Annotated in this window: 28 protein-coding genes; 26 read left to right on the plus strand and 2 right to left on the minus strand. The window is 34.9% G+C overall.

The window, feature by feature from the left end; genetic code table 11:
• The first annotated feature begins 219 nt into the window (after positions 1 to 219).
• The 5 genes from rsgA (at position 220) to BMY66_RS00390 (ending at position 4431) form a co-directional block, all read left to right on the plus strand.
• Positions 220 to 1188 (plus strand): ribosome small subunit-dependent GTPase A, encoded by a 969-nt coding sequence (gene rsgA / locus BMY66_RS00370; protein WP_090393766.1) that lies wholly within the window; start codon positions 220 to 222, stop codon positions 1186 to 1188.
• 83 nt (positions 1189 to 1271) lie between these two features.
• On the plus strand, positions 1272 to 2018 hold the full coding sequence (locus tag BMY66_RS00375) for an ABC transporter permease (RefSeq protein WP_143064484.1): 747 nt from the start codon (positions 1272 to 1274) through the stop codon (positions 2016 to 2018).
• A gap of 4 nt (positions 2019 to 2022) precedes the next feature.
• On the plus strand, positions 2023 to 2841 hold the full coding sequence (locus tag BMY66_RS00380) for an ABC transporter permease (protein ID WP_143064485.1): 819 nt from the start codon (positions 2023 to 2025) through the stop codon (positions 2839 to 2841).
• A 1-nt stretch (position 2842) separates the two neighbouring features.
• On the plus strand, positions 2843 to 3808 hold the full coding sequence (locus tag BMY66_RS00385; RefSeq protein WP_242942662.1) for an ABC transporter ATP-binding protein: 966 nt from the start codon (positions 2843 to 2845) through the stop codon (positions 3806 to 3808).
• A 311-nt stretch (positions 3809 to 4119) separates the two neighbouring features.
• Positions 4120 to 4431: a glutaredoxin-related protein gene (locus tag BMY66_RS00390; RefSeq protein WP_090393769.1), complete on the plus strand. Its 312-nt coding sequence runs from the start codon at positions 4120 to 4122 to the stop codon at positions 4429 to 4431.
• 444 nt (positions 4432 to 4875) lie between these two features.
• On the opposite strand, the gene BMY66_RS00400 is transcribed toward BMY66_RS00390, so the two are convergent.
• On the minus strand, positions 4876 to 5499 hold the full coding sequence (locus BMY66_RS00400) for a hypothetical protein (protein WP_090393771.1): 624 nt from the start codon (positions 5497 to 5499) through the stop codon (positions 4876 to 4878).
• 124 nt (positions 5500 to 5623) lie between these two features.
• Here BMY66_RS00400 and BMY66_RS13930 point away from each other — a divergent pair, with 124 nt between their 5' ends.
• The 7 genes from BMY66_RS13930 (at position 5624) to BMY66_RS00435 (ending at position 10965) form a co-directional block, all read left to right on the plus strand.
• Positions 5624 to 6244, plus strand: coding sequence for an aldehyde dehydrogenase family protein (locus BMY66_RS13930; RefSeq protein ID WP_278335573.1), 621 nt, complete (start codon positions 5624 to 5626; stop codon positions 6242 to 6244).
• A 22-nt stretch (positions 6245 to 6266) separates the two neighbouring features.
• Positions 6267 to 6923 carry an aldehyde dehydrogenase family protein gene (locus BMY66_RS13935; RefSeq protein ID WP_330387043.1) on the plus strand — a complete coding sequence of 219 codons (657 nt, stop codon included), beginning with the start codon at positions 6267 to 6269 and terminating at the stop codon, positions 6921 to 6923.
• A gap of 88 nt (positions 6924 to 7011) precedes the next feature.
• Complete coding sequence (locus BMY66_RS00410; protein ID WP_090393772.1) at positions 7012 to 7212, plus strand: hypothetical protein; 201 nt, start codon at positions 7012 to 7014, stop codon at positions 7210 to 7212.
• Positions 7213 to 7583: 371 nt separating this feature from the next.
• Positions 7584 to 8018, plus strand: coding sequence for a hypothetical protein (locus BMY66_RS00420; protein ID WP_090393774.1), 435 nt, complete (start codon positions 7584 to 7586; stop codon positions 8016 to 8018).
• The gene (locus BMY66_RS00425) at positions 8018 to 9358 is read left to right on the plus strand and encodes a M48 family metallopeptidase (protein ID WP_090393775.1); all 1341 of its coding nucleotides are present in this window, start codon (positions 8018 to 8020) and stop codon (positions 9356 to 9358) included. The genes BMY66_RS00420 and BMY66_RS00425 overlap by 1 nt, the downstream gene beginning before the upstream one ends.
• A gap of 31 nt (positions 9359 to 9389) precedes the next feature.
• Complete coding sequence (locus tag BMY66_RS00430; RefSeq protein ID WP_090393776.1) at positions 9390 to 9893, plus strand: hypothetical protein; 504 nt, start codon at positions 9390 to 9392, stop codon at positions 9891 to 9893.
• 379 nt (positions 9894 to 10272) lie between these two features.
• Positions 10273 to 10965, plus strand: coding sequence for a hypothetical protein (locus BMY66_RS00435; protein WP_090393777.1), 693 nt, complete (start codon positions 10273 to 10275; stop codon positions 10963 to 10965).
• A gap of 128 nt (positions 10966 to 11093) precedes the next feature.
• Here the strand turns inward: BMY66_RS00435 and BMY66_RS13900 are convergent, their stop codons facing one another.
• Positions 11094 to 12473 carry a YecA family protein gene (locus tag BMY66_RS13900; protein ID WP_090393778.1) on the minus strand — a complete coding sequence of 460 codons (1380 nt, stop codon included), beginning with the start codon at positions 12471 to 12473 and terminating at the stop codon, positions 11094 to 11096.
• Between the two features lie 176 nt (positions 12474 to 12649).
• Here BMY66_RS13900 and BMY66_RS00445 point away from each other — a divergent pair, with 176 nt between their 5' ends.
• The 14 genes from BMY66_RS00445 to BMY66_RS00510 all read left to right on the plus strand — a co-directional run bounded on the left by BMY66_RS00445 (position 12650) and on the right by BMY66_RS00510 (position 24414).
• Complete coding sequence (locus BMY66_RS00445; RefSeq protein WP_090393779.1) at positions 12650 to 13231, plus strand: hypothetical protein; 582 nt, start codon at positions 12650 to 12652, stop codon at positions 13229 to 13231.
• Between the two features lie 202 nt (positions 13232 to 13433).
• The gene (locus BMY66_RS00450; RefSeq protein ID WP_090393780.1) at positions 13434 to 13787 is read left to right on the plus strand and encodes a hypothetical protein; all 354 of its coding nucleotides are present in this window, start codon (positions 13434 to 13436) and stop codon (positions 13785 to 13787) included.
• 79 nt (positions 13788 to 13866) lie between these two features.
• The gene (locus BMY66_RS00455; RefSeq protein ID WP_090393781.1) at positions 13867 to 14283 is read left to right on the plus strand and encodes an SMI1/KNR4 family protein; all 417 of its coding nucleotides are present in this window, start codon (positions 13867 to 13869) and stop codon (positions 14281 to 14283) included.
• 178 nt (positions 14284 to 14461) lie between these two features.
• The gene (locus BMY66_RS00460; protein WP_090393782.1) at positions 14462 to 14932 is read left to right on the plus strand and encodes an HD domain-containing protein; all 471 of its coding nucleotides are present in this window, start codon (positions 14462 to 14464) and stop codon (positions 14930 to 14932) included.
• A gap of 41 nt (positions 14933 to 14973) precedes the next feature.
• Entirely contained in the window at positions 14974 to 15174 is a 201-nt protein-coding gene (locus tag BMY66_RS00465) for a hypothetical protein (RefSeq protein ID WP_090393783.1), read from the plus strand.
• Between the two features lie 194 nt (positions 15175 to 15368).
• Positions 15369 to 16172, plus strand: a complete 804-nt coding sequence (locus BMY66_RS00470) for a hypothetical protein (protein WP_090393784.1) — start codon at positions 15369 to 15371, stop codon at positions 16170 to 16172.
• 158 nt (positions 16173 to 16330) lie between these two features.
• Positions 16331 to 17311 (plus strand): macro domain-containing protein, encoded by a 981-nt coding sequence (locus BMY66_RS00475; RefSeq protein WP_090393785.1) that lies wholly within the window; start codon positions 16331 to 16333, stop codon positions 17309 to 17311.
• A gap of 437 nt (positions 17312 to 17748) precedes the next feature.
• On the plus strand, positions 17749 to 19227 hold the full coding sequence (locus BMY66_RS00480) for a DUF2828 family protein (RefSeq protein WP_090393786.1): 1479 nt from the start codon (positions 17749 to 17751) through the stop codon (positions 19225 to 19227).
• Between the two features lie 175 nt (positions 19228 to 19402).
• Entirely contained in the window at positions 19403 to 20479 is a 1077-nt protein-coding gene (locus BMY66_RS00485) for an ATP-binding protein (RefSeq protein ID WP_090393787.1), read from the plus strand.
• On the plus strand, positions 20473 to 21819 hold the full coding sequence (locus BMY66_RS00490; RefSeq protein ID WP_090393788.1) for a DUF2201 family putative metallopeptidase: 1347 nt from the start codon (positions 20473 to 20475) through the stop codon (positions 21817 to 21819). The genes BMY66_RS00485 and BMY66_RS00490 overlap by 7 nt, the downstream gene beginning before the upstream one ends.
• Before the next feature lie 379 nt (positions 21820 to 22198).
• Entirely contained in the window at positions 22199 to 22471 is a 273-nt protein-coding gene (locus BMY66_RS00495) for a hypothetical protein (protein WP_090393789.1), read from the plus strand.
• 156 nt (positions 22472 to 22627) lie between these two features.
• Positions 22628 to 22927 (plus strand): nucleoside triphosphate pyrophosphohydrolase, encoded by a 300-nt coding sequence (locus BMY66_RS00500; protein ID WP_330372028.1) that lies wholly within the window; start codon positions 22628 to 22630, stop codon positions 22925 to 22927.
• Positions 22927 to 24042 (plus strand): HNH endonuclease domain-containing protein, encoded by a 1116-nt coding sequence (locus BMY66_RS00505; protein WP_090393790.1) that lies wholly within the window; start codon positions 22927 to 22929, stop codon positions 24040 to 24042. Before BMY66_RS00500 ends, BMY66_RS00505 begins: the two co-directional genes overlap by 1 nt.
• A gap of 21 nt (positions 24043 to 24063) precedes the next feature.
• Positions 24064 to 24414, plus strand: a complete 351-nt coding sequence (locus BMY66_RS00510) for a DUF6547 family protein (RefSeq protein ID WP_090393791.1) — start codon at positions 24064 to 24066, stop codon at positions 24412 to 24414.
• Positions 24415 to 24443: the final 29 nt, after the last annotated feature.

The raw sequence follows: 24443 nt of genomic DNA on the forward strand, positions 1-24443 counted from the left end.
AAAATAAAAAAAGAAAGCGAGGTATTCATTGATGAGTGTATTAAAGAATATGGATTTAATTGAATATAGTATGAAGACCTCGGTTTTTGGAATTATTAAATAAAATGATTTTTAACCGTGGCTTTTGTCACGGTTTTCTTTTGTCTATTATCAGGCGTTTCCAATAATAACAGGTCTCATACATAATTGTAATAACTAACAATAGTAGGAGACAAAGAAATGAATAATTTAAATAATAATCAGATAGGACGAATTTCTGAGGTACAAAAGAACAGCTTCACAATAAAGTATCAGGGGCAGGATATTCCTGCAAAACTTAAGGGATATTTTTATGAAGAAAGTGCTGACAAATTGCCAGTTGTTGGAGATTATGTAAGATTTACCTATAACACATCTGGGGACTCACTTATTCTGTCTGTGGAAAAAAGAAAAAGTTTTTTGCAAAGACCAGACCAGGCAAAGACAGGTGTAATGCAGTATATGGTTGCCAATGTTGACTATGTTTTCATTGTTACATCTTTAAATGAAGATTATAGCTACAACAGAATTGCCAGATATGTCAGCGTTGTATTGCAGGGCAAGGCGATACCAGTAGTTATTCTTACTAAGTCTGATTTATGTAATAATGTTGGCCGTTACCTGTGTGAAGTAGAAAACATTGCTGAAGGAGTTAGGGCTCATGCAATCTCAGCGTTATATCAAATTGGAATGGATGAGCTGGAAGAATATCTGCAACCAGGAAAAACTATATGTTTGATGGGGTCTTCAGGTGCAGGAAAATCAACGCTTTTAAATGCCATATGCGGTGAGGAAATTATGAAGACGTCTGCTATACGTGAGTCTGATGACACAGGTCGTCATACCACCACTTACCGTCAACTCATAGAGCTTCAAAATGGGAGTTTTATTATTGATACACCAGGAATGCGTGAAATTGGAATGGCCATGGTTGATGAAGGTATTGATAATACATTCTCAGATATAGTGGAATTGGAAAATCGATGTAAATATAGCAATTGCAGGCATGATACAGAGCCGGGTTGTGCTGTAAAACTTGCCATTGAAAGTGGAGAATTATCAATGGAGAGATTTATGCTTTATCAAAGTCTTGGACAGGAGAATACAAATAATTATGCCAAGAAAAAGGAAATCTCAAAATGGGTAAAGGCATACAAAAAGATGAAATAAAATATCTTTGATTTTCCGATATATGGGGGATTATTTTGCTGAAAAAGTATTTATACGTAATCAAAACTCAAATAATTAGAAGCATGGCATACGAGTTTAATGTTTATGGCAATATTATTATGCAGACCATAATCATGATTACCTCGGCTTACTTTTGGCGCGCACTATACAAGGGACAGACTATGGTTGGAGATGTGAATGTTGATAGTATGCTTACCTATGTCATTATGTCTTCGATTTTGTCGGTGCTTTTTATTACGAATGTTGAGAGAAGAATTCAAAATAGTGTTGAAAAAGGCTCGGTTGCTACGGACTTGATTAAGCCGATAAATGTTTTTGGTGTTTATTTTGCTGAAGACATTGGAAATATCATCGCGCTAGTTTTTCAAAATATGCTTCCAATTTTTATTATTGGCTCACTTATGATTAAGCTTCCAGCGATGGCGAATCCAAAGGATATTCCACTATTTGTTATTTCTGTTATCGAATCGTTTCTGATTAACTGGCTGGTGGCAGCGTTGTTTGGAATGATTGCTTTTACCGCTGTAAATATTGATGCGCTTATTCAGGTGAAGAAACATTTGTTAAGGCTGCTTTCAGGAAGCATTATTCCAATTTGGTTTTTCCCGGTGGGAGTGCAAAAGGTTTTAGAAGGACTTCCATTTGTGTATATATACCAGTTGCCACTTAGCATTTATATTGGCAAAGGCAGCAGTGTAGAATATTTATCGCAAATGCGAATTCAGTTTATCTGGCTCGTGGTTCTTTCAGTCGTTTTCTTTCTTGTGCAAAACAAGGTGATAAGAAAGGTAATGGTTCAAGGGGGATAGAGTGTTGAGATTTTTTAAAGAGCTGTGTCATTATCTAGATGTGATGGTTCATGTAATAAAAATGGCATTCATGACCATCATAGAGTATCCATCCAACATTGCGGGATGGCTGATTTCAAATCCACTGCAGTTTATCATGGGATTTGCCATTATAAAATTTGTGGTTGAATCCTTTGGACAAATTAATGGATGGACATACGGCCAGTTGGCGTTTTTATATGGACTATCAGTCATTTCTCATGCACTTTCAATGATCTTTTTTGTGCAGGGATGGTTCATGGGGTATTTTGTTATTGAGGGGGAATTTGATCGATATCTGACGAGACCACTCGGGGTTTTGTATCAGTTCTTTTTTACCAACATTAACATCTTTGGTATAACCGATTTAATTCCTGGAATTTTAGTTTTTATATATGGATGCGTGAAGTGCCATGTAGTAGTCAGTCCACTGTTTGTAATTCAAGTAATTACCATACTGGTTGGCGCCACATTTATTAGAGGAGGCATATATATCCTGCTTGGAAGCACTAGCTTTTACACAAGAAGTGCCGTAGATTTCGGCCAGTATACTCAGGAAATCATGGATAAGACTACGATGTATCCAATTTCCATGTACCCAGAGAGCATGCAGTTTATCCTGACGTATCTTATTCCAATCGGCTGGGTAAGTTTTTATCCGGTGTCATCATTGCTTGGAGTGGAGGCAAAATTCAGTGGATTAGCTATTCCATTTGTAACATTGGCAGTTGGTTTTATTGTGATGCTGATTGCTGGAGTATATTTTAATATTGGACTACGTAAATACGAAAGTGCAGGTAATTAAAATGATAGATGTAGAAAATCTTTGTAAAGATTATGTGCTAAAAAGTAGAGAGCCTGGCCTTAAGGGGGCAATGAAGGGGCTGGTTAAGCCTAATCATAAGATAATCCATGCAGTAAAGGATTTGTCATTTCATATTGATACAGGTGAGATCGTAGGATTTATAGGTCCTAATGGCGCGGGAAAAAGTACCACAATAAAGATGATGTCAGGAATCCTTACGCCAACGCAGGGACAGGTGTTGATTGACGGCCGTAATATTTCGAAGCACAGGAAAGAAGTGGTAAAGGATATAGGCGTTGTCTTTGGACAGAGGTCTCAGTTGAATTGGGATCTTCGTCTTGGAGAAAGCTTTGAGCTTTTGAAGCATATTTATCAAATTAACCAGAAGGAATATGATAAAACTCTTGATGAGCTAGACCAGATTCTTGGCATAAAGGAGCTTTTAGATAAGCCTGTTAGACAGATGTCTTTGGGCCAAAGAGTGAAAGGCGATTTAGTTGCGTCTATGATTCATTCACCTAAAGTTTTATTCCTTGATGAGCCTACCATTGGATTGGATGTTTCGGCAAAATATGCTTTGAGAAAATTCATTAAAGAGATTAACAAAGTGAGACACACAACAGTTATTCTAACCACCCATGATCTAGGTGACATTCAGGAACTATGTGAGCGACTTATAGTAATCAATAGCGGAGTGCTGATGGAGGATGGTAATTTGTCGGAAATCGTTGATAGAATAGCTCCTTACAAGACGCTTGTTGTGGAGTATTATGATGAGGCTGCGCCGGAGCATACCCGCTGTAAATTGATAGCGCAAGATGGTAATGTTGCTAAATATCGCTTCATGAAAAATGATGTTACCGCAGCGGAAATCATTGCTGATCTTTCAAAGGAAAAAAAGATAAAGGATGTTTCAATTGAGGAAACAGGAATTGATGATATTATCAAGATTGTTTACGGGGCGTAGAAAGGGCTCTTTTTCTGTGAAGGTATAATCTTGGGCTGATATGGGAGGTAGTTATACCCTTTTATTATTTATGAGGGACTAATATGAAGTCAAAAAGGTATAACCGGCTTAGGAATTTATGGAGGGTTATACCTTATAGTGGGCAATGAGACATTGTATTGAAGTCAAAAAGGTATAACTAGAGTGGAAATTTATGCGAGGTTATACCTTATAGTGGGCAATGAGACATTGTATTGAAGATAATAGAGGTGGAGAAGATTAGAATTAAGTGTATAATGCATTTATAAATTTTTTAAAAAGGAGGACATACTATGATTAAGATATACGGAATGCACACATGCCCTTACTGTGACTTTTTGCAGCCACAGATTCAGGGAAAGGAAAATCAGTATAAATATATAGATATAGGTCAGCATGTTCAAAATATGCATGAGTTTATGGATATGAGAGATAACAGACCTGAGTTTGACCATTCAAAGGAAATAGGAGATATAGGAATTCCATGTTTTGTATTTGAGGATGGAAGAATCAGCCTTGATCCAGCAGATGCTGGACTTGTTGAATATGATGGTACATCATCTTGTTCTATCGAGGATCATAAAGCAGGCAAAAAGGGCTGTTAGTTAAATGGCAGAATAATACGTGGCATTAAGGTCTCTTCGTAAATACGATATAATTGTGAAGGGAAAAGTACTTTTGAGAGATAGAATCATAAAGAGGTAGTGATTATGAAAAACAGAATACAGCGTATAATTCAAGGTTTACTGTGGGTTATCACAATTGTCCCAGCGGCCTATGTAATGAAGCATTGCATAATTGCATTTTTTAATGGAACATATCATGGATTCAATAGTGATGAAAAGAGTTATGGCTTTAATGCATTTGTAGATGTACTACTCAGTTTTATAGCATTTGAATTTATATTTTTTGTTATATGGTTTATATGTCTTGTTATTACTATCGTATATACGATTAGGATACATAAGCGTTTTGAACAATTACACGTCTGATTTGAATCTTGATGTAGCAGAGGACTCTGAGTAATCAGAGTCCTTTTTTATTTATAATTAATCAGTATGAATTATTTCGATTTCTTCAGGGGTACAGCCGTAATCATCAATTAACATTTGTCTTATATTTTCAACTGTTTCTTTACGATCATCCCAATTAATATAAAATAATTGTTTTTCATAGCTGATATCCATTGAATCATCAACGTTTACATCATATATATAAACCCGTGATAAAGAACCGCCTCCCGCAGAGCCATAAGTTAATACAACCACAGCCTTTCCTGGCTTTAGCGCTCTTAGTTTTACACCACTTATTTCATTTAGAGAAAGCCCGAAAGAAAAATGTTCTATTTCCTCTAAAACCAAGTCATCTTGAGAAATGAAATAATCGTAATATTGCCCTCCAGACATAGAGGCTTTAAATGATAATGTTACTTCATCACCGGAAACATGCTCTCGATAAGGGATTTTTGTAACTATATCCTTGGCAATATAGAATCCGCTAAATCCAATGCCTAATAAAAATATAAGAAAACAAGGCCAAAATATTATTCGCTTGACCCATAAGAAGAATTTTAACTCTGTAAATTTCCATGTAAAATGAAGAATCCCAGTTATTATTAATACTGGTATAAAGTAAAATATTGAATAAGCGAAAATTATTCCCATCGGATTCATAATATAATCCCCCCCACTAGATATATACTCATAATATTAAAAATGTCCAAATAAGGCAAATATTAAATTTTATCATATCAGTCTATGTTATACTCACTATAGTTAATTATGTAGAGGAGGGCCTATGAATTCCAGAGAAGAAATCAAAGCAATTGTTGAATCACAACGTGCTTTCTTTAAAACCAATACAACTTTAGATTTAAGCTATCGCATTGATGCTCTTAAAAAGCTAAAGGCGATGGTTATTTCTCATGAAAAGGAAATGGAAGAGGCCCTTGAAAAGGATTTGGGGCGCCACTATGTGGAGGCTTATTTCTGCAATATCGGCAGTATCATTTTAGAGATAAATGAAACTATTGCAGGCTTAAAGAAATGGGCAAGGCCTGAAACTCATTTTAGTGGATTGGCATGTTTCCCAAGTATTATCACAAATGTTTATAAAATGCCTTACGGAAATACGTTAATCATCAGCCCTTTCAATTTTCCATTCTTACTATCGCTGGGCGTTTTAATCCCAGCTATAGCAGGCGGAAATACTGCTGTCATCAAGGCCAGCTCAAAGAGTGTCCATTGCACAGCCTTGCTTAAAAAGATGGTGGACGAAACCTTCCCATCTAACTACATTACAGTTATTGACGGCGGCCATGATGTAGCTGACTTCTGCTTGGAAGAGCGCTTTGATAAAATCTTTTACACTGGTTCTCCAAAGGTAGCGGTGAAAGATTGCATTCTTCAAAGCTCTTAACAGCGGCCAAATTTGCATCAACATCAATCAGGTTGCCGTTGCAAAAGAAATTGCTGATGATTTTATAAAAGAGCTGAGAGCAGCCTTTAATAAAAGCTTGGGGAATGACCCTTTAACAAATCCAGAGTATCCAAAGCTGATTACAGCAGGAGCTTATGATAAATGCGAAGCAGAGGCAAAAGAATATGAAGATAGAATTCTTTTTGGTGGAAAGGGTAATCGCGAGACCCAAAAATTTGAGCCAACCATCATCTACCCAGTGACCACCAACGAAAAGATTGTTAATCACGAATTATTCAATCCACTGCTTCCAATCGTCCCATACGAGGATGACAAGATTGATGAGTTGATTGAAGAAATCTCAAGAAGAGAGCATGGACTTTCACTATACATTTTCACACGAAATAAAAGATGGGCTAAGCGCATGTTTGCGACCATGCAATATGGCGGTGGATGTCTAAACGAAGTGTGTGTTCACTTGATGGTAAAGGGTGTACCATTTAATGGCGTGGGCCATTCGGGAATGGGAGCGTACCACGGCCATGCTGGATTTAGAGAGTTCACTCATTCATCCACCGTTTTATACGGAAAAACAAAAGGCAACTTATCACTGCGAGAGCATCCTTATTCAAAGGGAGCCGAGGGCAAGATGAGATTGCTAGAGCTATTTGAAAGATAATTAAGAAATATGATTTTGAATGGAAGAAATACAATTTAACGTTTTAATCACAGGCTGGTGCTATCATACATCCATGGAGGGGTGAGCTATGGATGCTATGGTACAGGTAAAAGATGATCAAGAAGCTGCAAATGAATATTTCGAATTATATATGTCACTGCGAGCTGCGCTGAGAGAGGGCAAGATTGAAACCACTGATGTGGAAGAATATTTGGCATATAAAGAACGAATGCTTCCAAAGAAGGCTAGGGAAATTGCGCAGGAGATGATTTTAAGTATTAATGATTGATATTTATGGTTTTGTTGAAAGACTGTCGGGATGACAGTCTTTTTCTTTGCTCTAAAAGAAAAATATATAAACGGTTAAGCATTAGTACCTAGATGTATTTGCTGTACTTGATGGTGATATATGCATCTTGCAAATTTGTGGTGTAAGACCATTTTTGTCGGACAAATATGATGTTACCGAGCATCCACTTTATCAAGAGACTGAAGAATATGATTTTAGGAATAACTTGGATAGTGAGAAGTTTCTTAGGGGGGGATTAAAGGTTAAAAGTGGAGAAATATTTGATGTGATAAAAATGTAATTAATTAATTAATCCCTTCTTTGGATGAATGGATTATAATAATATTAAAAAAGAAGGGGTTAATTAAAAAATGAATAGAGAAGAGTTGAGTGCTTTTTTGAAAGGTGGTTTAAGAAATGGTTTAGGAGCACTAAGAGAAGGAATTGCCGAGGCGCATTTCGAAAGAGTAGATGAGGCATATTTTGAAGCTATAGAAATAGGTGTTTCAAATACGATTTCAGCCCTTCATGATGCTAATGTAAAAGATGATGAAATTATAAGGGTGATGAATAAATATTGGGGGATTCCTTTTGCAGAAGCCGAAGATCGTCTCTTGATTGAAAAAAGCGAATCTGTAAAAGCGTCACTTTGTCATTATCTTAAACTGCAAGGGTATAGCGAACAAGAAATTAGAAGATTTATGATTCATAATAATGTAGGAAGCAAGATTTCTAATAATAAGGAATTGTGGAAATTAAAAAATAATCCAGAGAAACTTATGAAGGCTGTAGAGGAGAACAAATAATGGAATTAGATTCAAATTTATATTTACATGAGTCAGATAAGGCAGCTATGAAAGCGCTTAAAGCTATCCCAGGGTTTCATCAGGTTATGAAAGCCTTTATGATGATTTGGAACGAACAACAGTTTAAACTTGTTAATATGTCTACTAATTTAAGATTAAGTGAGACTCAAATGGCAAAGTACTATCATATGTTGCCACCGATATGCGAAAAACTTGGTATAGAAGTTCCAGAAATTTATGTGGAATTGGATGTTTATCCAAATGCATATACCTATGGTGATACTAAACCATTTATAGTGTTAACTTCAGGCTTATTTGAAACTGTTCCTGAAGAATTGATTCCAACTGTAATTGCACATGAATGTGGACATATAGCATGTCATCATACGTTATATAGAACAATGGGTACATTGTTATTAAATGGAGCATCTTATTTTACTACAGGGTTAGGCAATATAGCTTTATATCCTATACAGCTTGCATTTGCATATTGGATGAGATGTAGTGAGTTTTCAGCTGATAGAGCTGCGATGATTTATGATGGTTCTGCTGATAAAGTGATGGAAATGTGCATGCGTTTTGCTGGTTTCGATAAAGATATTAAAGCAGAGGCAAGTGTTGAAAGCTTTATGAAACAAGCTGAAGAATATAAGGCAATGGTAGATGAATCTACATTTAACAAAACACTTGAGTTTATTCTTTTCCAAAACAATGATCATCCATTAAATGCAGTTAGAGCATATGAAGCTCGTGAATGGGAGAAAACAGAAAGATTTGAGAATATCCAAACTTATCTCAATAGTAATGATGATAATAGAAATCTAAGTCTACCAGTAGAAATTACTCCAGATAAGTATATAGGGAAAGATATCTCAGATATTTCAACTATGCTTCTTAGTAAAGGTTTTGTTAATGTTGAGCAAGTGCGAATTACAGATTATGAAAAGAAAGCTAAGGAAGGGGAAATACTTTCATTTTCCATTAATGGAAATAATAACCTGAAAAAAGATTTTTATAAAAAAGATTCTAATATTATTATAGATTATTATGAATCAAAATCGGCAGAAGAGATCGCTGCTGAACATCCAGGAGAAATACAACCTTTGGAAGGTTATAAATATTTCCAAGGTAAGGCAACTGATATAGTAACAACTATGTTGGAAGGGGCAGGTTTTACGACTATCGAAGTAAAGGAAATGGCTATTCCGAAGTTTGGATTGCTTGTTAAAGAAGATACAGTAGCTAAAGTCATTATCGGAGATAATGAAAAATTTGATGGTGAGGATTGGTTTGAGCCAGAAACTGTAGTTACTATTTATTCGTACGTATCGGTAAAATGATTTTTGAGATAATAGATATATAGGAGGGGAAATGGAAAAAGAATTTTATCAACGCAAGATAAATGACATAATTACAAAATGTCCTATCGAGGCAGGTGTAGAGATACTTGTTTATAGGCTGTTGGATGAATGCATTGATGATACCAAGTTATCGTTAGTTGATATCAACAGAATTTGGAAAAATCAAGATGAACGATTAATAACTGACGGTGGGGTTCCTGATATAGCTGTATTATCAAATGATTTCGTGTTTAAAGATACTGATAAAGGAAAATGTTATGGTTTTGTAGAGGTGAAGTCTACTGAAATATCTTTAAGAGAAACAGAAAAATTTCTTGGTGAATCAAAGAATGTAGAACATTTTATATATACCAATGGCTTGGTTTGGAAATATTATAAAGGCAATGAGTTAAAAAAAGAGTACAATCTTATAAAAGGAAAAAAGCTACCATATTCTGTTGCACCTGTCGAAATAGATGAAGACGAGTTTTATGAACTACAATCATTTATTAGGACTATTAAATGGAATGACTAGCAAAATTTTACATAGGCCATAGACTTTGGGAAGCCCAGATTCTTTGGCCTATTATTATGCCAGTATTGGGTGATGAGTTATAAGACATATAAGATAGATTACGTCATAAGTTTGTTGTACTAGATGTAAGTCCTTTTTTGTCGGACAAATATGGTGTCACCCAGCATCCGCTTTACCAGGAGGCTGGGGAGTATGATGATAGGAATAAGTTGGATATTGAGAAGTATCTGAAGCAGGGAATGAAGTTTTAGAAAGGCGAAGTTTTGGATGTTGTAAAAATATAAATTGTTACACCTCTTTTACGTAAATGCGATATAATAAATAATTAGAGGAGGTGTAAATTGCCTTTGATAGAAAAGAAAATAAGGAGGGTGGCTAAATGCCATTTACAACAGAGACAAAAGAGGAAATACTAGATTACTGTGAAAATCATTTACCTGAAGATGATTGGTATGAAGAACAATTTGATTTTATTTTAGATGAAGATTTACGTGAGAGAATTATTCAGGAATTTAAAGCAATTAGATTTGCATATAAATTATATGAAGGAATCACAGCAGAGGAAGAGAATCTAGTTTTTGAAGTCCGTAATCAAATTCTTGCATATGCATCTATCTATGAAGCTGTGATAGAAAATGTTATAGAGACCTATTATCGAGATACAGAGGAATATGACAAGTTGACGCATGAAATGGTGTTGAAACCATATTCATTGCCACAAATTAAATTAGACAAATTAAAGAATGAACTTGACCATGATGGGAAACAGATTATTCCAGCATTTTATGCTAGATCTAAAAAAGATAGTCCCAAGGTAAGATTTGCTGATAAATGCAATACAGCAGAAGAATTAGGTTTAATTCATTCATTTATAGGTAAAGATGGGGAAATAGTAAATTTACCTACTGAAATAAAAAATATCTATAGTTACAGGAATTGTATTCATCTTTTGGCGGAAAAAAGAAAAGATATAACTTATGAGCTTGATTTGAGTAAAAAAGCATATAGAAGGATGAGACCTTTTATAGACCAAATTAAAGAAAAACTTAGAGAAGATGAAAAAATAAGCTAAATAATATTGCGAACATAGACCAGCGACTCTGGGGACGCCCAGATTCTCTGGTCTATTATTATTTCCTAAAAAAGTAAATAGGAATAAGTAAGATAGCCCAGTGGCACAGAACTAATGGGCTATTGCTATTAAATGCGATTTTTACAACATTTTTTGTATTTTAATCCGCTACCGCATGGGCAAGGATCATTAGGATATATTTTGGTTTTTGTTATACCCATCATTTTTTTTGTAAGAGCCGGGTTTCCAATGAATGATGGAGCAATACCTTCATTGATTGTTAGTAATAGTAATTCAATGTGATGAATTAATTCATTGAAAAGTGCTAAGCAGTTATACATACACCAAATGTTATAACAGATTTTAATGAGTGATAACTCAATATCTTCATCAGAAGAATATTCATTAATAAATCGTATTGCTTGATTATGTGAACCTGATATTTCTTCTGAATGATAGCTAAAGTGACCAATACTATTTCTAACCTCTGCATCCAGGCATGTGCATAATAAAGATTGTAAAGGTTCATTAGTATTTATGAGTCTTATGATATTGCCTTTTTTCCTCATTTCTGAGACGTCTTTAAGTGTCTTGACTGATTGCAAATCTTCTACAGTATTATTAATCTTGGTATAATCACCTCGAATAAGAATATTGTCTAAACCTAGAGGTACTACAAGTAAGCTTGCTATTAGTTCGTAAAAGTCAACATATAATTGTTTAATGTCTTCAAAAGAAGTAGTTGTAATGGCATAGTCATTACTATCAAGAATAGATTTATCATAATAGTAATCAATACTAATAGCTGGCATTAATAGATCTACCTTTTGATAAAACTGACCACAAACGGTATTGATTCGATGCTTCCATTCTTTGATTCGATTTAACGAAGAGAGGAATCTAATATATTTATTAACTTCATCTGGGTGCTCTCTATTTGCTTGCACAAATAAATCAGTTGTTTTTTGTGTGATATTACTGCAGCCAAGAAATTGGAATTGATTAATCATCGTTATGGCTCGAAGAATATCAGCTTTGTTGTTAAGTGGAAATTTTATTCCTTGGGGATCAAAGTATTCCTTAATTTTTTCTTTTAACAATGATTCGTTATTTGCTTCATGTAATTCGTTGATTATACGAATTCTTGGATATTTTATATCTCTGTTAGCTAAGATTGTATGAAAAGCCTTAGTATATTTTTCGTAATCCATCTGAGCGATTGCAGTAATAAAGGTGGTTGGCTTAAAAGAGTCTTCCATAGAAGAAATTTCATATGAAGATGGCGTTAAGAATTCTCCAGAAACGTTTACAACGAATTGTGCGTTTGTATTATCGGTTTTTGTCGCGTTTTCAAATTTTATCCCATTCTCTTCTGAGTATTCACCAGAAATAGTAACACCACATTTGCATTTATATCGTATAGGGTGTTTTTTTGAAAAACCATATTGATATTTTAAATCACATATGGAATTGCAGACATTGCACTGATAGTAAAGATTTGCTTGCATTTAATAACCCTCCAAGTAATAGTTAACTGTCTTTTTTATTATAGAACTATAAGGGTCCGTATACTAGAAAAAAATGTCTTTTGGATTAATACATATTCATAATAATGACACTTATTACTTGATTGAATAGGGTATAATTAGCTTATTACTACTGGTATTTAGAGGAGGTATACAAAATGGGGTTATTAAATGAGCGTCTTGATATTGAAAACAAAGTTAATACAATACAAGCAAGCGCAGCTGAGAGACCAATGCTGATAATACCGTATATAGCTGAAATAAATGATAGAGGATTGTATAAGGATGCTGGATATACAAGTTTTTATAAATATTGCGCTGAACGATTAGGGGTAGGAGAGACTCAGGTTAAAAATTCAAATAAAGTTTTTAGGTTTTATGGCAAGATGTCTGAAATCGGCGAGTATTATATTCCAGAAGAATACATACCTTTCGGTATTGAAAAACTGAATGAGATAACTAAGATTCCTGATTTTAATCATGATAATCCTATGGATACTATTATGCAGTATGGATTAACTCCGGAAACAACTATGCCAGAGGTAAAGAGAATTGTTGCCGAGGCAAAAGGAAAAAATATAAAACCGGATTTAAAAGGAATCCCAGCAATCTGTGAAAAACTAGAAATAATGGATAATACGTTAAGGCTTATTGGCATTTGGGGCCGTAATGAACGGATATCGGATAAGGAGTTTAGAAGAAAAGCTATAGAAACAATAGAGGCAATAAGAAATTTGTAGTTTTATATAAAGAAGCGCGGAGAATGTGTGAGGTGGCGCCATGTCAAAAGAGTATTTTTATGAAGATGAAGATGGAATCATGAAAGATAATACTAGGAGTTCTTCAGGAGGATTAAGAACTTTAGCAACTATTTCGATTGTAGAAGGATTCAACAGTTGAGTTGCCATGGAAGGCTTGAGGTAAATCCAGAAAGGCAATACTATGGCAATTAATCTTCAAACGTATCTAGACAGAATTTCATCGCTTGGAATGATTCAACTTCCAACACAATCAGATTTAACCCAAAATCTTAATACGGACACAAGTGTATCTGATAAAGATTCCTACATCCCTAATGTAAACAATGCTGAGGCTGCTATTCCTAGTTCAAATTATGGGGCAGATGGAATGATGGTAGAGGAAGGCGGAGCTTCTGGCTCATCTAATTCGGAGGATGAAACTACTGTTGAAGTTGTAGTGATTAATGGCATCAGGTATTTGGAGACAACAAGGGTTGAAAATGGTGTTGAGATAAAAACAAGAAAAGTGCTTGATGTAGCAGAGGACTCTGAGTAATCAGAGTCCTTTTTTATTTCAATAAGCAATCTGTTATATTGTTATATAGAAGAATGGTAATTTTAAGGAGAGGATAATTATGTTTGAAAAACTAGATGAGTTTATTGATGAAAACTCAGATGAAATGCTTGTTACAGGTGGTTGGGGTGATGATAAGACTGCAGAATTAGAAAACTCGCTAGGGCTGAGTTTTAGAGAAGAATTTAAGGAGTTTATCCGTAAATACGGTATGCTGATGGGATACGGTGTAGAGATTGCAGCTTGTGGAAAAAGCGGGAACTCTCGTGTCGTAGAGAATACATTACGATTTAGGGAGATGGGTTTGGAAGATAAGTACCTATTTCTGGATGGTGATGGAGAATTGGGATTTTGCTTAGACAATGAAACAGGCAAGATTGTTAACTGGGGTTCTGATAACTGTGAAGTTTATCCTGAGGCAGATGATTTAGAGACTTTTATCATGGCACAGCTTGAGGCTGGGAAAGAGAATTGGTAAATATTTGTAAAGAACGAATGCTTCCTAGGAAAGCAAGGGAAGTAGCAAAGGAAATGTTTTTATGCAGAAAATAATTAAAAATTATATCAAATGTAATGTTTGAAGGAATTAATACATGAAGGGGACATCTGAGGGATAACAGGGAACTGATGAAGTTTTTAAATTTGGAGGGTAGCAAATGAGTAGATTAAAGACGCTTCGTGAATTCGTAGATAATGAATTAAGCCTATTAGCAGATGATAAGAGAACAAGTGCTACTGCACACTTATATGGAGTATCTCTTGCTGCAACTATTCTTGCTAAAAAACGAGGTCTGGATGAGGAGCTTGCAGCTATGGCAGCTATGCTTCATGATATGCATGCTTATAAGAGTGGCTCTTATGATGACCATGCTCATTTAGGTGCTGAGTTAGCTAGAAAGATACTGGAAGAACTTGCTATAACATCAGCAGAGGAGACGGATATTATCTGCTTTGCAATATATCATCATGATGACAAGCTTGTGATAGATTCACCTATGGATGAACTTTTGAAGGATGCAGATGTTATAGACCATTGTTTTAAGGATTCTTCCAAACCTGTTAAGGAGAAGGAGCAGAAAAGGTATGAAGCACTGTGCGGTGAGTTAGGGATGCATTTAACGGTTTAATCACAGGCTGGTGCTATCATAAATCCATGGAGGGGTGAGCTATGGATGCTATGGTACCAGTTAAAGATGATCAAGAATCTGCAAATGAATACTTTGAAGTATATATGTCACTACGAGCAGCACTGAGAGAGGGCAAGATTGAAACCACTGATGTGGAAGAATATCTGGCATATAAGAAACGAATGCTTCCAAAGAAAGCTAGGGAAATTGCGCAGGAGATGATTTTAAAGATAGATTACTGAGATATATGCTGTTACTTAAAAGACCGCCGACGGGCGGTCTTTTGGTTTGTATAGGGAAACAATGGGCTGCCCATGTAATTTGTTATGGGAAGGTTTGTAGATAATTAATTCTATTATTTATTATGACTTAGTATAACTGAAAACATGATATAATAATTAATATTACAAATAATGTTATGGGAGAATAGTAAGTAATGAGACGAAATATTTATGATATTTTACAAAAAGCTAATATAGACTTGAGCAAGGAGTATTCTCGTATATACGATTTGTTTTATAATACTTATTTTTATGATGGAATTGATGAGGTTACATTATACGGTGCTATAAATGATTATTTTTTTTCTTTCGACAAAAAACTAATAAAAAGATGCTTAACATTGGATGATTTTGATGAGGAATTCGGATTTTGTTTTGATGAACAACCCAATGATTTTAGTATTGATTATCTTGTTTCATTTTCTGAGTATGTGGTTAACTTCGTGTTTGCTTTAATTAATTCACAAGAAAGTGATATCGATGATGAAGAATTGCATAAGGTTATAGAGCATGTAGACAGTTGTATGGAAGATTTTGGTTATACTAAGGTATCTAAAGAGAGTATTTATATTTATGTCGAAAAAGATTCTTGTGCACTGGCTGTTGCTGAAATGGTAGATGAATCGTTAGCTTACTCGGTTCTGCAATACAACCATTATAGACTTAAAGGAGATTTGGAAAGCAAATTGGGAATTTTGAGAGCAATGGCTCATGAAATTGAGAATAAGAGAAATGAATTAAAAAGCATTAATAGTAATTTCACATCAGATTTGTTTCAACTTATTAACAAGTTCATAAGACATAACAATGATGATAATGCTTATATTGCTTTGCTCACAAATCTTGAACTGGAAGAGATATATGATGATATTTATCAAATGTGGTTGTATGCGAATATGATGTTGAGGCAAAACGAGAAAAAAGATAGAATTGCTGAATTAATAAATAATATAAATTGATTTTATTAAATTATTTGGTCGAAAAAGCATCAGTCGCTGTGAGGAGATGGAGATTGATGCTTTTTTTATATAATATTGGATTGAGTACAATAAAAAGCCACATTGTTTGATATCTTTATAATATATAATTAGAATTAGAGCAATAAGGGGAAAGTACGATGTCATTTAGAATAATCAGAAACGATATTACAAAAGTTAAAGCAGATGCAATAGTTAATACAGCTAGTCCTCATGTCAGAATTGGTTCAGGAGTGGATACTGCCATATATAATGCGGCAGGTAGAGATGAGTTATTTGCGGCCAGAGAAAAGATTGGGGAAATTGAAAGAGGAGATGCTGTAATCTCTCCAGCATTTAATTTAGATGCTAAGTATATTATCCATGCTGTAGGAACATGGTGGAATGGTGGTCCTGAAAGCGAGATTGAGCTATTAAAGAATTGCTATGATAATACTTTACTACTTGCATATAAGTATGGGTGTGAGTCAATTGCTTTTCCTTTATTGTCTACTGGCAATTATGGATTTCCTCGAAAGTTAGGAATGGAAATTGCAGTAGATGCCTTTACTAGATTTCTTGAAGAACACGAGATGGAAATCATCTTAGTTGTCTTTGAAGAAGATACGCTAAAGATTTCTGGAGAGCTAGGAGAGGCAGTACAAAGCTTTATAGATAACGACTACGTTGAGGCTAGAAATGAAGATGAGTATGGCTTGGAAAGAGAGGCTGATACCCCAAATGCACGAAAGTCAATAAAAGTTGATTTAAATAATTCTCTTGATAATGTTATTCAGGATATCTACAAAGAAACTTTTGCCAGTCGTTTGCGTGAACTGATAGCAAAGAAAGGCTTAAAGAATTCCGAGGTTTATGCTGCGGCTAATATTAGAAAGCAATACTTTTCTAAACTATTGAATGATCAAGTCAAGCCTTCTAAAGAAAAAGTATTAGCGTTAGCTGTTGGATTGAAACTAAACATTAATGAGGCAGAGGAATTACTACAGTTCGCTGGATATGCTTTTTCTCCAATTTCTCAAACTGATCAGGTTGTAAAGTATTTCATTGAGCATGAGGATTACAATGTTTTAAAAATTGATATTGTATTATTTGATTATGGATTGGATCCGCTTTCAAATTAATTTGTTAAGGTCGCCTTTGAGGCGACCTTTTTTCTATATGTAGGAAGTATTATGTAAATGAATCAAGGGAAACTTGATTTAACGTAGATACATACAGCAAACAAAAGACGATTTACGTTTCGCTCGATTAGCTGAGCACCTGGTTTCGTGCCAGGAAGGTAGCCGGATTAGCGCCCGGTAGCGATTATCAATGTATCTAGATAATTTAATCTGAAACTCAGAAAGATGCTAACAGCAATTTAACAAAAGATTGGATATACAATTGGATTCCTTTGAGAATCACCTGGCTTATACCCAGGCTGCATCTTGGAGCAGATAAGACGCGAACAGCAATTAGTTATCTCCTACCAAACTTCGAAGAGAAGCACTGGGAAGCTACGAAATAATCGTGGCTGAGAGGCGTCTAGATTATCTAGCTAAAAAAGGAGGAACAGATTATGTTAAAGGAATTAAAAAAAGAATCCAACAAAACTTTTACTGAGAATGGCGCAGCGACATATTCATCATCAATGAGTAATTGTCTTGATCTATTTGCAACCTGTGGAGCATTAAGAGGCGCGAAGGAGCAAGAAATCATTGATAAATTTATAAGGGCCTATGCTGAAAATCCTGATATTGCAATGAAGATTTTATTCTATGCTCGTGATATTAGAGGCGGTCTTGGTGAAAGAAAATTCTTCAGAGTAATTTTAAAATATCTTTGTGTGAATCACCCAGAGTCAGTAAAAAAGAATATTGAATGGATTGCAAACTACGGAAGATTTGATGATCTTCTTGAAATGATGGATACACCATGTGAGGCAGCAGCAGTTAAATACTTGAAAAATCAATTGTTATCTGATTTGGAAAAAGCTCATAATGATGAGCCAATATCCCTTTGTGCAAAGTGGTTGCCATCAATTAATACAAGTAATCATGAAAAAGTTCGCTTAGGAAGGAGACTTGCTAAGAAATTTGGCATGCATGAAAAGGATTATCGTAAGAGTCTTTCTATGCTTAGAAAGCGAATTGAAATTGTTGAGAACTTCTTGCGTGAAGAGGACTATTCATTTGATTATGAAAAGGTACCAAGTAAAGCTGCACTTAAATATCGTAATGCCTTCTTCTCTCATGATAGTGAAAGATATGGTGATTATTTAAGTAAGGTTAATTCTGGAGAAAAGAAAATGAATACTAGTACGTTGATGCCTTATGAAGTGGTATCACCTTTCTATGGCTATGATAGATGGTTCCAACCTGTGTCAGAAGAGGAAGCATTCTCTTTAAATACAACCTGGAATGCCTTGCCTGATTATACTGATGATACAAACGCTCTTGTTGTTATTGATACATCAGGTTCTATGTTATGGAATACACCAGGAAATCCACTTCCTATGACAGTAGCTACTTCATTAGGATTATATTTTGCTGAACGTACAAAAGGCGAGTTTAGAAATTATTTTATTTTGTTTTCAACGACACCAAAATTGATAGAAATTAAGGGAAGTACATTACAAGAAAAACTTCAATTTATAGCAACTTATAATGAAGTTGCAGATACTAATATGGAAGCAGTTTTTGATTTGATATTAGATACGGCTGTAAAAAACAGAGTGCCTGCCGAGGAATTGCCAAGTAGAATCTTTATAGTTTCAGATATGGAGTTTAATGAAGGTGTAGAAAATGCGGATTTACCTATATTTGAAAGTGCAAAATTGAAATATAAAAATGCTGGTTATGAGCTTCCAAAAATTATATTTTGGAATGTCGCAAGTAGAAAACAACAGTTACCAGTCACAATGAATGAACAAGGAGTAACACTTGTTAGTGGATGTAATGCTAGACTATTCGAGCAGGTTATGTGTGATAGTGTTGATCCATATGATTATATGCTTGAAATTGTAAATTCAGAAAGATATCAAGCTATTGTGGCTTAGAAATAACCAAAAGAGTTGGCGATGCTGCCAGGTCCATTACCTATTGGTGACAGAGACCAACGTGGCGCGGCCAACTTTTTTATTTAGAGAGTTTTATAGTACAGCTTAGAAATTATGCTTATCATATATAAATTATCAAATCAAATTCATAAGAGTGAGATTAGGAGGAAACGATTTGAACAATGGATTAAGAACAATAAATGTAAATGAAATGGTCAAGATGCTTTCAAATGTATACACATCATTAATTTTGGGGAGAATTCCATTTAAAGAATTTCCATCAGTGATGCTTTGGGGACCACCTGGAGTTGGTAAATCCCAAGGTGTAAGAGAAATTGCTAGAGAGATAGAACGAAAGACTGAAAAGGAAGTAAGGATAACAGATGTAAGATTGTTGTTATTTAATCCTGTTGATTTAAGAGGAATTCCAACGGCTAATGAAGATAAAACATTGGCGGTATGGTTAAAGCCACAGATATTTCAAATGGATACTTCCGATGAGGTAGTGAATATCTTATTTTTAGATGAAATAACTGCTGCGCCTACGTCAGTTCAAGCTGCGGCTTATCAAATTACTCTTGATAGAACTATTGGTGAACATAAACTCCCAGAAAATTGTATTGTTATAGCAGCTGGAAATAGAGTTACAGACAGATCAGTTGCCTATAATATGCCTAAGGCACTAGCCAATAGATTGTGCCATTTGGAAATAAAAGAAGATATCAATGCGTGGCATGATTGGGCTGTTAAGAATGCAATTCATCCATATGTTGCAGGATATATTGAATATAACAGTACAGCCTTATCTGGATTTGAAAATGATGAGATTGCTTTTGCAACGCCAAGATCGTGGGAAATGGTTAGTAATATTTTGAGATATGTTTGCGAAGACGTAAATCAAGTATTTCCTATGATTGTAGGATGTATAGGTGAAAACTCTGCTAATAATTTTAGAACGTGGACTGAGATATTTACAGGAATTCCATTGATTGAACAAATCTTTCGAGAAGGAACTGGGGATTTGCCAAAAGAAAAAGAATTACAAATTGCATTGAAGTCAATGATGGTTGATTATGCAAGAAAATGTCCAGAAAAGGATTTGGTGGATAATTCAATCGATTATTCATGTAAAATGCCTTGGTCATTTAGAGGAAGATTACTACAGGATTACTATAGAATTCCCGAATTAAGAGAAATTGTAAAAGATAATAGTGTCTTTCAAACTGCAGTGAGGGATGGATTAAAATGCTAGAACGTAGAGTTCGTAGATTAAAGCGTCAATTACAAGAATGTAGATATAGATTGAATCATATGTATGATGATTTTGCTATTGGAATGTATAGCATGTCTTATTATGCGACAAAGGATATTTGGCGTATTTCGACAAATGGTGATTGTATTATCTTTAACCCTGATTGGTTAGAAAAACTAGGGCCTAAAGAATTAGATTTTATTATGTGCCATCAACTGATGCACATTCAATTAGGGCATATATTCAGACCGGATTATTACTTGGGCGATAGATATCATTTGGCTGCGGATATAGTTGCTAATGGGCACTTAAATCAGATGGGGTGGAATTATGAGAAACTTTCAAACATTGGCAAAATACGGTATGAAACGTTTATTCCTACGGTAAAAGGGTATGATATTTCTTCTATAGAAGCTATTAAATGCGTCCCATTTGACCCGTCAACAATGTCTCCTGGTAAAAGGCGGCAATTCATGATTGATTCTGATACATATTGGGACAAAAAACCTATTGATATAACTAACTGTACTTTAATATTAAGTCCATTAGATAAGGATCCCGATGATTTAAGATATGATGGTCCAACATTTGGTGGTGATTTTAATTTTACTAAAGAGGAATTCTCCAAAAAGAAGAAAGGCGCTGACGTAAAAGTAGCGGTTAAAGTAGAGGAACAAAAGACATCTGATAGAAGACGCAATAGTTCAAAAGCGACAGCAGCAATTAACAATTTACGTCAAAGTTTAAAAGAAATGCAGCTTATGATTGAGGACGATTCTATGGATAGAAAATGGACTAGAATGCGAGCTGAGAATCTTGATTGGAAGAGTTTGCTTGATGCTTTTATTCAAGAAGAGGTTTTTGATTATTCATTTACTCCACCAGATCGAAGGGTACAAAATGATTTTTTCTTACCTGATTATAATGTTAATCGAGAGGCTGTTAGAAATATACTTTTTATGGTTGATACATCTGGTTCGATTTCGGATGAAATAGTGGGAATGGCTTATGACGAAATATGTCAGGCCGTAGAGCAATTTGATGGTATTTTAGAAGGTGAAGTGGCATTTTTCGATACGACAGTTTATCGATCTAAAAAGCTTAGTGTTGTTGATGATATTACAAAACTAAAACCTTATGGAGGAGGGGGAACTAATTACGAGTGTATCTTTAATTATATTTTTGAAAACAGATATGAATCTATACCTAATAGCATAGTAATAATTACTGATGGCGAAGGTTTATATCCAAAGGAGTCAATAGCTAGAGGTATACCAGTACTTTGGCTTTTAACAGGTGATGAAGTTGCGCCATGGGGAAAGAATGTAATGATAAAGTGATTGATGTCGCTTTTGAAGCTCTAAATGAATATTATGAGCAAATAGATGAGGATGAACAATCGATTGACGTCGAAAGCCCCAGGTCCAACCTATTAGGTGGGAGTCTCCCCGCTATTAACATATTTCATGCTACTTGAATATTATTTACCGTATGGTAATATAATTGTGATCTGGGCGAAAGCTCTTTGGATCACAGTAGGCGGGAAGAATTTCCCGCCATTTTTTTTGGAGAAAGATTTATGAAAGAATTAAGTGTTTTATTGATGAATCAGGAGATTTTGGTGAAACAAGAGATGTAAGAGATTATTATCTTGTTACATTTGTTTTTCATGATCAATCAAAGGATATAACTGAAGATACAAAAAAATTAGAGCAGAGCATGAAAGATTCAGGATGGAATATTGAGTATATCCATACTGGACCAGTGATTAGAAGAGAGAATGGATTTACAGAATATTCTATTGATGAAAGAAGAAGCTTAATATATAAAATGTTCAATTTTGTTATTAAGTGCCCTATTAATTTTTGTACTGTTGCAATTAAAAGAAAAGAAGCAACAAACAAAGTTCAATTATCTGGAAAACTTGGTAAGGCTATTAATCAGATGTTAACTGATCACATGGACTATACTTTTATAAGCCAAATGAGTTAAAGAAAACTTTTATTAAAGGAATTGATAAAAAAGAATATAAGATTATATAGACTAGCGACTCTGGTGACGCCCAGAGTCCTTTTCTTTGCCCTAAAAGAAAAATTATATGATATAATTATTTTAGTTTGCGGGTTATATTACCCAGGGAGAATAATAGTGGGAAAGTTAGTAAGGGATAAGATTCCACAGATAATCCAGGCTGATGGAAAGAGTCCAATAATTAGGACTTTGTCAGAAGAGGATTACTTGCAGGAATTGGACAAAAAACTAAATGAAGAAGTGGCAGAATATCAGGCTGACAAATCCATAGAGGAAATGGCTGATGTGCTGGAAGTGCTTTATGCAATATGTGAAGCTAGAGGACACTCTTTGGAGGAGCTTGAGCAAGTACGCAAGGAGAAGTCTGATAAGCGCGGAGCTTTTAAAGAACGTATTTATTGGGAGGGGAACCGCTGATGAATCTGCCATATTCTGATGAACTTCATATCGAATATCTGAGCCGACTTTTTGATAACACTAGCGAGTGTTATAAGTTCTTTTGGTTTAAGGCTATTCTTGAAAAAGTGGTTGCTGGCCATACAGAAATAGCTTTTGAAGAATTGGTGGATGACATGATTGCTAGTGCTTGGTATATGGTTACAGAGTATCATCTGAACCTTGGACCCAAGGACACGTTGGAAAGTCTGGTCAATCTCATAAAAGATAAGAATCCAAGCTTTACATCAAATATCAAAAAGCCTGAGCTTATCGCATATTTATCTGAGACGCAGGATAAAGAAATAAATTCAAAGAAGCGAACATTGATATTAAATGTTCCTTATCGTTTACAAGCGCCTTTTGTTCCTGGAATAAAGGGGAAAGCTTGGGATGTTCCAAAAGATACACTTATTGAAAATATTAATAATCACAGCGGCATCATCTATTATTTCCTAGGGTTAAATGGCCTGTCATCCAAAATCATTGTGAAGGATGAATGGGTAAATTACTTTGTGAAGAATCAGGAGATTATTCGAGGCTGGCTTGAGTACAACATGATTCTTTATTTACAAAGAAGAAATCCAAATGTGCCAGGTATTGCTGACAAGCTGTACCCACCACAGGAACGTAAATTGGATGACGTGAAGAAATACTGGAAGCTGATTTTGACAGTTTCTCCAGAACCAGTGGAGGAGATATACGGGAAGACTATACTGACTCCAAACGACATATCCATAGATCACTTTGTGCCTTGGTCATATGTGGCGCATGATGAAATGTGGAATTTGCATCCTACTACTAGGAGTATTAATAGTACTAAAAGTAATAATCTACCAGATTGGGATACGTATTTTGATGCGCTAGTTCAAATGGAATATAAGTCATATATCGTGATGCGTAAATACGATAGAGTACGCAAGGAATTTGAAAAATGTGCAAACAAACATTTTAATGATGAGAATGTTAGATATCGTATATACGATACAGAAATTAAGTATGGTCAATTTAAAGAGGAACTTGAAAAATTGATACTTCCGGTATATAAATCGGCGCAGAATTGTGGATTTATGGAGTGGAAGTATGCTGCTCAGTAGTAAAGCGTGAGGATTAACAATATGGCAAAAGGATTAGATTTGTATAAAGCATTTATTGACGGTTTAGTCGAAAGAAAAGATGGTGTTTTAAGAAAGTGGATTTTGGAAAAAGGATATCCCAATACTGATGAAAATAAGAAAATAAATGAATTACTAACAGTGCTATCAGAAGAGCAAAAGAATGTAGTTGTAAAGATGGTCCTGGATGCACGAGTTGGAGGAATCCACGACACACTTGCTTATATTAACGAGAAGATGGATTGCGATGATTTGGTCATGATTCAAGAGGGAGAGACATTTCCATATGACTATTTTTCAAGTATGAATTATGACTTTATTGCGAGATGTGAAGGGGATGAGTGGCCTGAGTAGGCAGAGTATATTAATAGGTTGTCAGAAGT

The sequence above is a fragment of the Pseudobutyrivibrio sp. C4 genome (assembly GCF_900111635.1).
Lineage (GTDB): Bacteria > Bacillota > Clostridia > Lachnospirales > Lachnospiraceae > Pseudobutyrivibrio > Pseudobutyrivibrio ruminis.

Coding starts and splice junctions, on each gene's coding strand:
- rsgA (WP_090393766.1), top strand. CDS start 220: ATGAATAATTTAAATAATAATCAGATAGGACGAATTTCTGAGGTACAA.
- BMY66_RS00375 (WP_143064484.1), top strand. CDS start 1,272: ATGGCATACGAGTTTAATGTTTATGGCAATATTATTATGCAGACCATA.
- BMY66_RS00385 (WP_242942662.1), top strand. CDS start 2,843: ATGATAGATGTAGAAAATCTTTGTAAAGATTATGTGCTAAAAAGTAGA.
- BMY66_RS00390 (WP_090393769.1), top strand. CDS start 4,120: ATGATTAAGATATACGGAATGCACACATGCCCTTACTGTGACTTTTTG.
- BMY66_RS00400 (WP_090393771.1), bottom strand. CDS start 5,499: ATGAATCCGATGGGAATAATTTTCGCTTATTCAATATTTTACTTTATA.
- BMY66_RS13930 (WP_278335573.1), top strand. CDS start 5,624: ATGAATTCCAGAGAAGAAATCAAAGCAATTGTTGAATCACAACGTGCT.
- BMY66_RS00410 (WP_090393772.1), top strand. CDS start 7,012: ATGGATGCTATGGTACAGGTAAAAGATGATCAAGAAGCTGCAAATGAA.
- BMY66_RS00420 (WP_090393774.1), top strand. CDS start 7,584: ATGAATAGAGAAGAGTTGAGTGCTTTTTTGAAAGGTGGTTTAAGAAAT.
- BMY66_RS00425 (WP_090393775.1), top strand. CDS start 8,018: ATGGAATTAGATTCAAATTTATATTTACATGAGTCAGATAAGGCAGCT.
- BMY66_RS00430 (WP_090393776.1), top strand. CDS start 9,390: ATGGAAAAAGAATTTTATCAACGCAAGATAAATGACATAATTACAAAA.
- BMY66_RS00435 (WP_090393777.1), top strand. CDS start 10,273: ATGCCATTTACAACAGAGACAAAAGAGGAAATACTAGATTACTGTGAA.
- BMY66_RS13900 (WP_090393778.1), bottom strand. CDS start 12,473: ATGCAAGCAAATCTTTACTATCAGTGCAATGTCTGCAATTCCATATGT.
- BMY66_RS00445 (WP_090393779.1), top strand. CDS start 12,650: ATGGGGTTATTAAATGAGCGTCTTGATATTGAAAACAAAGTTAATACA.
- BMY66_RS00450 (WP_090393780.1), top strand. CDS start 13,434: ATGGCAATTAATCTTCAAACGTATCTAGACAGAATTTCATCGCTTGGA.
- BMY66_RS00455 (WP_090393781.1), top strand. CDS start 13,867: ATGTTTGAAAAACTAGATGAGTTTATTGATGAAAACTCAGATGAAATG.
- BMY66_RS00460 (WP_090393782.1), top strand. CDS start 14,462: ATGAGTAGATTAAAGACGCTTCGTGAATTCGTAGATAATGAATTAAGC.
- BMY66_RS00465 (WP_090393783.1), top strand. CDS start 14,974: ATGGATGCTATGGTACCAGTTAAAGATGATCAAGAATCTGCAAATGAA.
- BMY66_RS00470 (WP_090393784.1), top strand. CDS start 15,369: ATGAGACGAAATATTTATGATATTTTACAAAAAGCTAATATAGACTTG.
- BMY66_RS00475 (WP_090393785.1), top strand. CDS start 16,331: ATGTCATTTAGAATAATCAGAAACGATATTACAAAAGTTAAAGCAGAT.
- BMY66_RS00480 (WP_090393786.1), top strand. CDS start 17,749: ATGTTAAAGGAATTAAAAAAAGAATCCAACAAAACTTTTACTGAGAAT.
- BMY66_RS00490 (WP_090393788.1), top strand. CDS start 20,473: ATGCTAGAACGTAGAGTTCGTAGATTAAAGCGTCAATTACAAGAATGT.
- BMY66_RS00495 (WP_090393789.1), top strand. CDS start 22,199: ATGAAAGATTCAGGATGGAATATTGAGTATATCCATACTGGACCAGTG.
- BMY66_RS00505 (WP_090393790.1), top strand. CDS start 22,927: ATGAATCTGCCATATTCTGATGAACTTCATATCGAATATCTGAGCCGA.
- BMY66_RS00510 (WP_090393791.1), top strand. CDS start 24,064: ATGGCAAAAGGATTAGATTTGTATAAAGCATTTATTGACGGTTTAGTC.